The following is a 13417-nucleotide window of genomic DNA, read 5'->3' as shown; positions in this document are numbered from 1 at the left end:
AAGCGAACGGTATTTAATTGAATTAAAAAATAACAAGATCATGAAAAATATAAATTTTCTATTTGTTTTACTATTTGGGCTTTCATTAGGGCTTACTTCTTGTGAAGACTTTTTGGAAGAAAACGTAAAAGATCAAATCTCAGTAGATTATATCTACACAACTCCTGCTGGTTTAGAAGTAGGTGTAAATGCACTTTATAACCAAATGCGTTTCTACAACCTGCCTTCTGGCGATAACAGCGATTTATGGGCCAATGTGTTCTTTATGGTCGCAACCGATTTAGGATTGCACAGAACCTGGAACACGCCTTACGGAACAGGACATAATCCACAGTCGTTTACAGGCTCAAAATGGATTCAAGGTTATAAAATAATCGACAGATGTTCGGCTATTATTACATCGGCGCGTTCTATTCCTATGGATGAAAATGCAAAAAGAAAACTGGTAGCGCAGGCACGCGTTATAAGAGGCGAATTATACTTGGATTTAAAGCAAATGTATGGAGGCATCCTTATCGATACCATCCCAACAACGCCGGAAAACATCAATGATCCTGTAGAATATAAAGTTGCAAGCGATGCAGATGTTTACAAATTAATCGATGGAGATTTGGATTACGCCATTGCTAATCTTCCGTTTAAAGTAGATCCAGGGCGTTATGGTCAGGGCGTTGCGAGACACATTCGCGGTAAAAGTGCTTTGTGGCAGGAAGACTGGGCAGGAGCAGCAGCACAATTCGATGCCATTATCAACGACGGAACACACGGTTTAGTACCTCTTGTTGATGTTTGGGGACAAAATGGCAATCACAAAGAATCTCTTTTTACCTATCAAAAAGACTTTTTATTAGGTCCAATTGATGATTTAGCCGGAGGCGGCGGTTCTTGGCTAAGCAGTGTTTTCACACACAGAACTTACGAATTAAATGCGAGCGAACTCATTCAAGATGTGGCTTACGGAGGTCAGGCATTAGGATGGTTTTATCCAAACAATTACCTGAAATCACTTTACGATCAGACAAACGATTTACGATTCAAGACCTATTATTATTCCGATAATTATCAGGATTATAAAATTAACGTTCCGGGACATCCAAGATTTGGACAGCCTATTACCAATCCGGCAATTGCAGCGCCAAACGGAAATTACAGAGCATGGCATTGGAGTTTGAAAAAATACCACGATACCGAAAAACTGCCAATGACATCCAACAGTTATAAAGATTATATGTATTACAGACTGGCAGAAACCTATTTATTGGCATCAGAAGCGCATCATAATTTAGGGAATGATACTAAAGCACTGGCATATTTAAACAAAGTAAGAAGAAGAGGTTACACAGGAAATCCAGAAAGTACGGTAACCACTTTTGATTTAACAGCTTGGACTTTAAATAATTATTTAGACGAATCAGCAAGAGAATTGGCTTTTGAAAACAACAGATGGTTTTTATTGAAAAGATTAGGACTTCTGGTAGAAAGACAGAATTTATATTTCCGTTCAAGCCCGTCTGGAACCCTTGCAGGAGAAGTGCCTTTACGAATGACACCAGCTATGGTAAACATGCCAATTCCGCAGAGCCAGATAGACTTGATGGGAAAACCAGCAGGATTTAATGTTGGCTATAATTAATATTTTCTAACACATAGAAACATAGGTTTTATTCTAATTAAATGAATTTCTAAAAAGAAGCAAGTTTCTCACACATAGTAAGCTATGTGCATTTAAACAAGTGAAACGCCTTTATCGAGCTTTAAAAATCTATGTCTCTATGTGTTTAAAAAAAATAAAAGTTAAGGTTAAAGGTAGTAATAACCAATCCGGAAGTTGAGGTAAATCAAGGCTTCCGGATTCAAAAAATAAAAATCATGACAAGTAAACAATATATTTTAGGAGCATTAACCGCTTTGCTGTTTGCCTCTTGCAGTGACGACGAAAAGGTAGTTTTAAAATATGCAGACGAAGGCGATACAGGCGGTCCGAATCCGATTACGCAGACCTTAAAAGAAAAAGCCAAATTTAAAATTGGTGCTGCAGTTAAAATGAAAGATCTGCAAAACGAAGCGAATTATAAAAATGCCGTTTTAAAACATTACAATCAGATTACAGGCGAATTCGAAATGAAAATGGCGAGTATCTGGACTTCATCAACAGCATACAATTATACTGCAGCCGATTATTTAGTAGGTTTTGCACAAGACAATAAAATGGAAGTTCACGGACATACTTTAGTTTGGTACGATTCATTTCCAGAATGGTTTAAAAAAGCGCAATACGATTCTATTGCTTTTGAAGCCAAAGTAAAAATTTACATTACCGATGTTGTAGGACGTTACAAAGGAAAAGTAAAAAGCTGGGATGTAGTAAATGAAGTTTTTGCCGATGGCGGTGCGATGCGAAACGAAACCGTAATTAATTCATTATTTAAAGACCCAATTGGTTTTTACGGAAGATGTTTCCGCTACGCAAAAGCAGCAGATCCAGATGCAAAATTATTTTACAACGATTACAGCGTAGTTATGGATGCTGGAAAAAGAACTTCGATCAAAAAAATGGTAGCCAGATTCAAAGCCAACGGAGTGCCGATTGATGGTGTTGGAGATCAGTTTCACTACGCAACCGATACCAACAGACAAACCATGAAAACCGGCTTTACAGACTTGGCTTCAACCGGACTGCTGATTCATATTTCAGAATTAGACATTAAAGTCAACACCGGCAAATCAGATTCGTATGTTTTTAATGATGTTGAAAATCAAAAACAGGCAGAAACCTATAAATACATCGCAGCGATGTACGAAGAGTTACCGCAGACACAAAAATTTGCGATTTCAACTTGGGGTGTAACCGATAAATATACGTGGCTGACAAGTTTCTGGCATTTCAAAGAATATCCATTACTTCTAGATGCTGATTATAATAAAAAACCAGCGTATCAGGGATTTTTAGATGGATTGAAGTAAAATTTAGAAAATAGAGAATAGAACATAGAATAAAGAGTATAGGGCAAAGAATATAGAATAAGAGTGTAGAAAATAGAATTAAGATTGGAAGAAAAGTCTTTTCTCTATATTCTATGTTCTATTCTCTAAAAGAATATCAAATGAAAAGAAAAATTACACTACTGCTGATTACTTTTTGCTGTACAATTGGTTTAGGGCAAAATAATACAGTCGATAAAAAAGTCGTAGAACTGCTTTCGAAAATGACTCTTGAGGAAAAAATCGGGCAGATGACTCAGATTACTTTAGGAACTTTTGAAGAAAAAGGAAAGTCGGGACTTAGTCTTACGAAACTTAACGAAGGTATTCAGAAATACTATATTGGTTCGGTATTAAACACGCCGAATCGTTATTCGCCGGATACAAAAGAATGGAGGCAGATTATGACTACGATTCAGAATGCCAACAGTAAAAACCGGCTGCCAATTCCTGTTTTATACGGAATAGATGCCATTCATGGCGCGAGTTATACGATGGGTGCGACTTTGTTTCCACAGCAAATCGGAATGGCGGCAACGTTCAATACTGAAATTGTAAAAAAAGGAGCTTCAATTTCTGCTTATGAAACCAGAGCATCGTCGATTCCGTGGGTGTTTTCTCCAGACTTAGACCTTCCGAGAAATCCAGCTTGGTCGAGAATCTGGGAATCTTTTGGTGAAGATACTTATCTGACATCTCGAATGGGAGAAGCTATGGTAAACGGTTTTGAAGGAGGTAATATCGGCTCAAAATACCAAGTCGCTTCCTGCATGAAACATTTTATTGGCTACGGAAGTACGACAACAGGAAAAGACAGAACACCGAGTATTATTCCAGAACGCGTTTTACGACAATTTGATCTTCCTATTTACGAAGCAGCAATTAAAGCCGGAGCAAAAAGCGTTATGATCAGCTCAGGTGAAATCAACGGAACTCCTGTTCACGCCAGTAAATACCTGATTACCGATGTTTTGAAAAAAGAACTGGGTTTTAAAGGTGTTGTAGTAACCGACTGGAAAGACATTATTTACCTGCACACACGTCATAAAGTGGCCGAAACGAATAGAGAAGCCGTAAAAATTGCTGTTTTGGCAGGAGTTGATGTGAGTATGGTTCCAGAAGATTATTCCTTTTGTATTGATTTATTAGACTTGGTCAACAAAGGAGAAATTCCAATGTCTCGTATTGATGACGCTGTAAGCCGAATATTGAAACTAAAAATCGAATTAAATTTATTTGAAGGAACTGTTGCCGATGCCAAACAATATCCAAAATTTGGCTCTGCTGAATTTATCAATGAAGCCTACAATGCTGCAACAGAATCGATCACTTTGCTGAAGAACAAAAATGCAGTTCTTCCTTTAAATAAAAATGAAAAAATACTGGTAACCGGTCCAACGGCAAACAGTATGGTGGCGTTAAACGGAGGCTGGACGTACACTTGGCAGGGCGATAAAACAGATGAATTAGTTCCAGATAAATTGACAATTCTCGAAGCCATTCAGCAGAAAGCAGGAGCTTCAAACGTATTGTACACCAAAGGCGCAGATCTGGCATTAGAAAACGAAGACGAAATCAACAAAGCCGTTGCTTTGGCAAAAGACGCTTCGAAAATCATTCTTTGTTTAGGCGAAAAAAATTATACCGAAACTCCTGGAGATATTAACAATTTGTATATCAGTGCTTCGCAGGTAAAATTAGCACTTGCATTAGCCAAATTGAACAAGCCGATTGTTTTGGTTTTGAATGAAGGAAGACCTCGATTAATTAGTGATTTTGAAGACAAAATGGACGCTGTTGTTCAATGTTATTTACCTGGAAATGAAGGCGGAAGAGCATTGGCTGCTATTCTGTACGGCGAAGTAAATCCAAGCGGAAGACTGCCTTATAATTATCCGAGATTCCCAAATTCATTAGAAAAATACAATCGAAAATACACCGAAAGTTTAGCTGATAATGAGCAGAATAACGACGCTAAATATCAAAGAAGTTACAATCCGCAGTTCGAATTTGGAACAGGATTGTCTTATACCACTTTTACATATTCGAATCTTCAATTGGATAAGACGGAAATTAATTCGGAAGACGAAATTACAGTCAGTGTTGCCGTAACCAACTCAGGAAAAGTGGCTGGAAAAGAATCGGTTCTGTTGTATTTGAGCGATTTGTACGCCAGCATTACGCCAGAAGTAAAAGCCTTAAAACGTTTTGAAAAAATAGCTTTAGAGCCAAATGAAACCAAAACAGTCCAATTTACTTTAAACCAAAAAGATTTACAATTTGTCAATAACGACTTAAAGTGGATTTCTGAAAAAGGAACATTCAAAGTCCAAATCGGGAATCAGACGAAACAGTTTGTGTTGAAATAATTTTTTAGAATAACTAACCAATTATGAACCAAAAATTTAAAATCATGACTATAAAATTCAATCCTATAGCGCAGTTAAAATATATCCTTTTAATGTTTTTGGCAGGTTTGATTTCCTGTGAAGACGATGTACGCGAAGTATATCTTTATAAAAAAGGAACAATAGAAGCGACGGCTTCAAATACGGCAATCAAATCAGGAGAAACCATAACTTATACCGATTCATCTACAAAAATACGTGCTATAAAATGGACTTTTCAAGGCGGGGCGCCAGGTGCGTCAATCGAGCCGAATGTTGAGGTAAAATATACTAAAGGAGGAACTTTTACTACGACTTTAGAAATCACGCATGTTGATAATACCATTCAAAAGAAAACGTTTACCATAGAAGTCGAAGCTCCTGCAACACCGCCAATTGTGATTCCGGCAGATGCACTTAAAATTTACTCTGATAATCCTGATTTTACTAAAACGGCTCCGGTTTTAAACTGGGTTTCGAGCAATCAGTTTGTGATCAAAGAAGTTGCCGATGACGGATATGAAGGTGCTTTTAGAAATTTCACTCTTCCAGCAGCAGCACCTGCGACTGAAGCAAAATGGGCAATGGCGATTCTGCAGTTTGTAAACTTCACCGATATTTCGTCTTACACGTATATCAATATGGCGGTAAGAACGACCAGTACCGGAAAAATCAGATTTAGAATGAAAGATGCCTCTAATACTGGTTATGTAGAATTTGATGCCACAAGCAATTTATACGGATTAAAAAGAGACGGAGCTTGGAACATGGTTAAAATCCCGATCGCTGATTATAAAAAACAAAATGTGGCACTTGACTTAACCAAAATCAAAGACATTTTAGTATTAAGAAGTGTTGATCCAGAAGATGTAAGAGCCTTAAACAATTACACTTTTGATATTGATCATATTTATTTGTCTAAACAATAAGAATAATTTTTAAACACATAGAGACATAAATCATCAGTTTTTTTAGCCGCAAATTGCACAAATTCACACAAATTAATTCGCGAAAATTTGTGCAATTTGTGGCTAGATTGAGCATTACAATCTTGCAGACTTTAAATTTACAGACTAAAGCGATAGCAACGGTTTAGTTCTTTCATATAGCAAAAACCTATGTGGATTTATGCAAGTGAAACGCCTTTTAAGCTAAAAATAAAACTATGTTTCTATGTGTTAAAAATTAGAGACAGCATTTTCAAAAAAATAATTAAAAATGAATTTAAAGAAACATTCCATTTCGATACTGTTCTGTTTTATAAGCCTGATTTCACTACACGCACAGAATAAAATTACGTATCAAAAAGTTGAAGCCAGACAAAATGCACTAGACCCAAAATGGGTAGCGTATGATGCTAAAACAATTGATAAACTGTCTGGTTTTAAAACCAAAAAACAAGGCGCAGTTTCAATTTACGGAAGTTCAAAAATGTGGCAGAAAGAAGCAACAGGATTTTTTAGAACTGAAAAAATCGACAATAGATGGTGGATTATTGATCCGGAAGGTCATCCTTATATTTTTAAAGGCGTTGCCGTTTTTAACGCAGGACGTTCTGTAAATCAGCAGAAAGCATTTGATTCAAAATACGGAAGCAAAGAAAATTGGATCCAACAAGAATCGAAATTACTTCGCGATAACGGATTCAACGGTGTAGGAGCATGGTCAAATGTTGATTTGGTTCGTAATGCCGAAAATCCGCTGGTTTATACTGTGATTATTTCGCCAATGGGAATGTATCATTCCGAACATATTAAAAAATACGGAGGAAAATACAAAGAAGCCAGCTGGCAGAATTACCGTTTCGATTTGGTGATGGTTTTTGATAAAGAATTTGACACATACATTGAAAAAGCAGTTGCGGAAGTCTCCAAATATAAAAATGATAAGTATTTGATGGGTTATTTTACGGATAATGAACTTCCGTGGTACAACGACGCATTAGATAAACATTTAACTTTATTGGCCAAAGATGAACAGGGATATTTGGCTGCAAAAGATTGGCTGGATAAACGAAAAGGATTTAATGCATCCGCCTCGGACATTACGCAGGAAGATAGAATGGCATTTACCGCTTTTTATTTTGAAACTTATATGAAAAAAGTGACCGAAGCACTCCGAAAAGCAGATCCGAATCATATGTATTTAGGATGCCGTTTCAATCAGGATAAAGAGCAGGAATTGACCAATCCGGAGATTTTTAAAGTCGCAGGAAAGTACATGGATATTATTTCGATCAACCATTATAGAAAATGGGAACCAAGTCAGGAACTCATGAACAATTGGGGTGAATGGTCAGGAAAACCATTTTTGATTACAGAATGGTACACCAAAGGAGAAGATTCAGGATTGCCGAACAATACAGGCGCAGGATGGCTGGTTCGAACGCAAAAAGAAAGAGGGCTTTTTTATCAGAATTTCACTTTAGAACTTTTGAAAAATAAAAACTCAGTAGGCTGGCATTGGTTCAAATATATGGATAACGATCCGCAGGATTTAAGTACGGATTATTCGAATAGGGATTCAAATAAAGGAATTGTAAACAGCAATTTCGAGCCGTATGTGCCATTATTAAAAGAGATGAAAATTATTAATGATAACGCTTACGAGCTGACACGTTATTTTGATAAAAAGTAAATTTTTAAACACATAGAAACATAGGATTTTTAGACTTGAAAAAGAGTATAAAAAGAAACTAGTTTCTAACACATAGATGGGGTATGTGTATTCAAACGAGAAAAAATCTGCTTAATCTGGCTATGTGAATTTAAACTAGTGAAACGCCTTTTACGCACAAAGTAGATCTATGTTTCTATGTGTTTGAAATTAATTGTAGATAATTAAAAATAAAAACTATGAAAAAAATTGTAATGCTGTGTTTTACTTTTCTTTTAATGGGAAAGGCGATGGCACAGGAAATTCCGCTAGTATCGAATATTGCTGCAAGAAACAATATGACGTTAAACGGAAAATGGAGTTATATCGTAGATCCGCTCGAAAATGGCTATTACGATTACCGTTTGATGCCTTTTAAAAACAACGGATTTTTCGAAAATAAAAAATGGAATACCACAGATTTAACCGAATACAATTTCGCGACTTCAGCCACAATGGACATTCCGTCTGATTGGAATTCGAAAGACGAAAGATTGTTCTTTTACGAAGGAACGGTTTGGTTTCAGAAAGACTTTAATTATAAAAAAGATTCGAAAACCAAAGGAATTCTTCATTTTGGAGCAATCAATTATGATGCAAAAGTTTATGTAAACGGTAAAATAGCAGGAACTCATGTTGGCGGTTACACGCCTTTCAATTTTGATGTAACCGATTTATTAGTCGACGGAAATAATTTCGTAGTCGTAAAAGTCGATAACAAACGCCATAAAGATAATGTACCAACTGTAAACATGGATTGGTGGAATTATGGTGGCATCACAAGAGATGTGACTTTAGCGCAAGTTCCGAATACGTATATTGAAGATTATCTGGTTCAATTGGATAAAAAAGAAAAAGGGAAAATTTCGGGCTGGATAAAACTAAATAGCGAAACAGCTAATCAATCTGTTTCGGTTTCTATTCCAGAATTAAAAATCAAAAAGAATATTACAACCGATGCCAAAGGAATGGCGTATTTTGAAATCAAAGCCAATCCCATTTTATGGACGCCTGAAAAGCCAAAATTATACGACGTAACAATAAGTAAAGCAGATGAAAATATTGTTGATCAAATTGGTTTTAGAACTATTGAAACCAAAGGAAAAGAAATTCTGCTAAACGGAAAAAAAGTCTTTTTACGAGGTATCAGCATTCACGAAGAAGCACCATTCAGATCTGGAAGAGCTTGGTCTGAAGATGATGCCAAAACGTTATTGAACTGGGCAAAAGAATTGGGTTGCAATTACGTTCGTCTGGCGCATTATCCGCACAACGAAAATATGGTAAGAGAAGCCGAAAAAATGGGCATCATGATTTGGTCTGAAGTTCCGGTGTATTGGACTATTTCTTGGACAAATCCAGACACGTATGCCAATGCAGAACGCCAATTGCACGACATGATTTATAGAGATAAAAACCGTTGCGGTATCGTGATCTGGTCAATTGCGAACGAAACGCCGCATAGCGACGAAAGAGATGTTTTCTTAAGCAAACTGGCAAAATATGCTCGTACACAAGACAATTCGCGTTTGATCAGCATGGCGATGGAAGTAACCAAAAGTCCGAACAACATCAATACACTTCACGACAATATGAACGAATATGTAGACATTGTGAGTTTCAACCAATATTTGGGCTGGTACAGAGGAACAAACGAATCGTGTAAAGACATGCAATGGGTGATTCCGTACAACAAACCCGTTATCATCAGCGAGTTTGGTGGAGAGGCTTTACAAGGTCGTCACGGCGATAAAAAAGAACGCTGGAACGAAGAATATCAGGAAGAATTATACATTCAAAATACTCAGATGTTCAATCGTATTGAAGGCTTAGCCGGAGTTTCTCCGTGGATTTTAGTCGATTTTAGATCACCGAGAAGACAATTGCCAAACATTCAGGATTTCTTTAATCGTAAAGGTTTAATTTCCGATCAGGGAATTAAAAAGAAAGCTTTTTATGTGATGAAAGATTGGTATAAGCAGAAGGAAGAGGAGTATAAATAAGAGTTTTATATAAAGTAAAAACCTTCAAAGTCAGTTTTGATTTTGAAGGTTTTTGTTTTTTATTGAATTTTCTTTTTACTTTTTTGAGCAGTTATCATATGTGATAACCTTTATTTCGAAATAATATTTCAATTTTGACTTATTAGAAAATGTCAATTATAAATATGGAAACACAACAAAAAGCATTGACAGAATTATTAGAAATGATGAATAGAGTAAACTATTTTCAAAAATTAAAACCCAATAATGATTCATTCTCTGCAACGTTAAATGTCTCTTGCTACAATGAATTAAATATAATGGTTACCACTTTATTAAAAGCAAGTATTACAATGCTCCAAACTGAAACTTCTGGCAAAGCTTTTCCCGATGCTATGATATTGGTTGAAATGGCGCTGCAATTATTGCCGAATGATGAAATGGAGTTGTTGGATGAGGTGCATAGAATAGGAGTGGAGAATAATTTTGAATAAGAATGTTTAAGTTATTTGACTGTAATTTGCTTTTTAATTAATGAGTCTAATATCTCTTCTGCAATCTCTTTAGCGCCCTCATAATTGCTAGCATGAAATGGCTATGGTTGTTAATAAAGGTTTAATTCACAACTCCCAATTTTAATTCAATCTAAAATTTACACTTCCAGTTTTTATCATACCAAAATCCGTTAGGCTGTCATTCAGCGTTTATTTCTAAAAATGTTATTTGGCGCTTTTTTTCTTCAATAATTTTAGGATGGTTTTCCAGCTCTTCATTAGTCAAACCACTTTCTATTTCTTGAATTTTAAAATCAATTGTGTCAATTAAAAAAGAACTTATGTTAGAAACATGTATTTTATCCTGTCCAGTAATAAACTCCAACAAAGCTAAAATTGCACAAGCTGAATTTAGCGCATAACTTACTTCAATGTTTTCAAAATCTTCTGTATCCGGAGTTATTTTTTCAACTTTATGAATTAAGTCTTTAATTTTTTCTCGGTCTATTTTTGCAAATTCAGTCTCTTCGCAATATTTAATTGCTTCATTTAAAATTTCAGGATTGCCCCAATTATTTTTGATATAGAAATCGACATAATCATCAATTAATCTTTTACAAATATCTATACTGAAAGCAATAAGTGTTTCGATTTTTGATTTGCTAATTATGTTATCCATTTCTGTCATTAATTATATTATTCATAAATGAGGCATAACGTTCCAATACTACAGCGGGTTTGACTAGATATTAAGCCCATTCTTTAAGCATATTGCTAAAATCCGTTGTAGTTGCTTTCGCAGTCATTTTTTTGTATTTACTTTATTATTTCGTCAAGATTCGCTTTGACATATTTAATCCTTAATTCTGCGTAATGGTCTAATTCATAAAATTTGTCGTCAAGAGGATTGAAATGAGGATTTCGGACATTAGCATATAGCTCTCTGTCTCTTAAATAAATTTCTTTTGATTTAATTGCTAGTTCAAGAAATTCATTTGCCCCAAATTCGCTCAATCCATCGATTGCGTCGTCAATATATTCGTTTTCATTATTAAAGTAAAATTGGTCAAAGCCGCCATTAAAAACTTCATTGTCAAGAATATTTGTTGATACAACTCGTCTTTGCATTTGATTAAGAATCCTTCCTTCAAATTTGATAGTTAACAAATAATCAGCTACTTCAAAGTCTAAATCGTCGTCAAATTGAGTTTTAAGTTTTTCTTTCAATTTTATCAAATCAATGCTCATATGTTTTTTGCAATTAGTCTAACGTTCTGTGGCTACAATGGCTAGGACTAAATTAATTACATTCTTCGAATTTGCCGAATTATTCAAATACAAGTTCGACTAGGGCAATTAACCTAATCATTTTTAGTAGCTGTTGTGACAGCGATTTTATTTATTAAGTTAGTTCATTTAATAATTTCAGAAAATTATCTGGTGGGAATAATTGCAATTTTCCATCTTCCATTTTGTATGGAATTTCGGTGAAAGTTGCGTCGATATACCAAAAAACTTTATTGCTTAGCGAACCTGGGCCTTCAATATTCATATTGTAAATTGCAGGGAAAATTCCATTTACTGCATTTATTACTTCTAAATTTTCAATTGGATAAATTATTGCGGAATGTCGGTGTGGAATTCCAATTAACAATCCCTTGCTTCCTATCAGTTCTTTTCTATTTTCTAAATCAAAGACTATATTTGGTGTAAAAAAATGGTCAGAATTTGCGAACCAAATGTCAAATGTATTAAAACTTTCTTTTGTTATTTGTAATGGATATTTGTCTTTGATATTCTGCAGTCCAATTTCAAAAAGTTCATCGATAGATTTTCCCCATCCATTTATTTGTTCGGGTTTTATATTTGCAATGCTATGCTGAAAATCAAATACCAGCATAGAATAAATATCTCCTTCGAAATCTTTTCCAATTGCAAACTCTTTACCAACATAATCAATATATTCTTTGTTGTATAACCTTACTCCAATATAGTTTTTAACTTTCTCCAAATCATTCGCAATTTTTTCAAATTCTATTTCAAATTTATTTGCTTCTATCAATGAATCGAAGTGATTCTTAATTATATCCTTATAATTTTTTGGTTTATCTTGTTTGCAGTTTTGCGCAACATTGCTTAATCCTAAATTACTAAATCCTAATTCGTTTTCAGTTGCAACTATAATTCCATCAGAAATTTCAATTTCAATATTTTGTCTTTTAAAATAATTTTCAATTTCATATATGAATGTAGAATATTCAGAATTTTCAAAAAACGAAGCCCAATTTGGTATTTCAGTCTTTGTGTTTTTCTTAAAAAATGAAAACATATTTTTTCTTTTTAATTATGATTTTCTGGATTATATCATCAACTTTTATATAATATGACTATCTAACCTAAGTAAGGTGGCAATACATAACAAGTAATTATTTATTTGTTTTCAAAAATAGAGCTTTTAATAATAAATAAAAAAGTTTTACAAGCTATTCAATTTGGAAATGAATAGGAAGAAACGCAAACAGACTTGAAATAGTCTACAAGTAATAAAAAAGTAAAAACAGAGACTAACATTTTACTTTAAGTTAATTGTTTTTATATCCTAAATAAAGGAAGAAATATCCTTCAAGCCTTATCAATGCTGGATTCTTACATTTTGGTGATTATTTTTTTAAAATCATATTGTTATTTTTATGAAAAATAATACAAATAAGCTTGTTTTTGTTGTTTATAGTTGTATATTCGCACAATAAATTGATTGCGAATCACCCTCATCTTCCTACAAGAAGCAATTAAAAAAAGTACGTTAGTACAAAAAAGAGGTATTCTAAAATCATGTAGAATACCTCTTTTTTTGTTTATACTAGTCAGACAAAATAAGAGGGTTCTAAAAAAAGATTTTTTAACTATTTAATTATTT

10 protein-coding genes are annotated in these 13417 nt (G+C 34.5%); 7 read left to right on the top strand and 3 right to left on the bottom strand.

The features are described 5' to 3' along the window. Positions 1–40 precede the first annotated feature (40 nt). From ACFSC2_RS04900 to ACFSC2_RS04870, 7 genes are all read left to right on the top strand, one after another. On the top strand, positions 41–1633 hold the full coding sequence (locus ACFSC2_RS04900; protein ID WP_379816684.1) for a RagB/SusD family nutrient uptake outer membrane protein: 1593 nt from the start codon (positions 41–43) through the stop codon (positions 1631–1633). Positions 1634–1869: 236 nt separating this feature from the next. Next, the gene (locus ACFSC2_RS04895) at positions 1870–2964 is read left to right on the top strand and encodes an endo-1,4-beta-xylanase (protein ID WP_379816685.1); all 1095 of its coding nucleotides are present in this window, start codon (positions 1870–1872) and stop codon (positions 2962–2964) included. Positions 2965–3104: 140 nt separating this feature from the next. Beyond that, the gene (locus ACFSC2_RS04890) at positions 3105–5351 is read left to right on the top strand and encodes a glycoside hydrolase family 3 N-terminal domain-containing protein (protein WP_379816686.1); all 2247 of its coding nucleotides are present in this window, start codon (positions 3105–3107) and stop codon (positions 5349–5351) included. 44 nt (positions 5352–5395) lie between these two features. Then, positions 5396–6298: a hypothetical protein gene (locus ACFSC2_RS04885; RefSeq protein ID WP_379816687.1), complete on the top strand. Its 903-nt coding sequence runs from the start codon at positions 5396–5398 to the stop codon at positions 6296–6298. Positions 6299–6587: 289 nt separating this feature from the next. Further along, positions 6588–8006 carry a hypothetical protein gene (locus ACFSC2_RS04880; RefSeq protein WP_379816688.1) on the top strand — a complete coding sequence of 473 codons (1419 nt, stop codon included), beginning with the start codon at positions 6588–6590 and terminating at the stop codon, positions 8004–8006. Positions 8007–8224: 218 nt separating this feature from the next. Further along, entirely contained in the window at positions 8225–10027 is a 1803-nt protein-coding gene (locus ACFSC2_RS04875; protein WP_379816689.1) for a glycoside hydrolase family 2 protein, read from the top strand. Positions 10028–10191: 164 nt separating this feature from the next. Beyond that, on the top strand, positions 10192–10500 hold the full coding sequence (locus tag ACFSC2_RS04870; RefSeq protein ID WP_379816690.1) for a hypothetical protein: 309 nt from the start codon (positions 10192–10194) through the stop codon (positions 10498–10500). Positions 10501–10699: 199 nt separating this feature from the next. Here ACFSC2_RS04870 and ACFSC2_RS04865 read toward each other — a convergent pair whose 3' ends face one another. From ACFSC2_RS04865 to ACFSC2_RS04855, 3 genes are all read right to left on the bottom strand, one after another. Further along, on the bottom strand, positions 10700–11179 hold the full coding sequence (locus tag ACFSC2_RS04865) for a DUF416 family protein (RefSeq protein WP_379816691.1): 480 nt from the start codon (positions 11177–11179) through the stop codon (positions 10700–10702). Positions 11180–11316: 137 nt separating this feature from the next. After that, positions 11317–11748: a DMP19 family protein gene (locus tag ACFSC2_RS04860; protein WP_379816692.1), complete on the bottom strand. Its 432-nt coding sequence runs from the start codon at positions 11746–11748 to the stop codon at positions 11317–11319. A 154-nt stretch (positions 11749–11902) separates the two neighbouring features. Then, positions 11903–12829 carry a hypothetical protein gene (locus tag ACFSC2_RS04855; RefSeq protein WP_379816693.1) on the bottom strand — a complete coding sequence of 309 codons (927 nt, stop codon included), beginning with the start codon at positions 12827–12829 and terminating at the stop codon, positions 11903–11905. Positions 12830–13417: the final 588 nt, after the last annotated feature.

Source organism: Flavobacterium artemisiae (assembly GCF_042678225.1).
GTDB classification, from domain to species: domain Bacteria; phylum Bacteroidota; class Bacteroidia; order Flavobacteriales; family Flavobacteriaceae; genus Flavobacterium; species Flavobacterium artemisiae.
The sequence above is the reverse complement of the archived record's forward strand: the minus strand, read 5'-3'. Positions and strand labels throughout refer to the sequence as shown.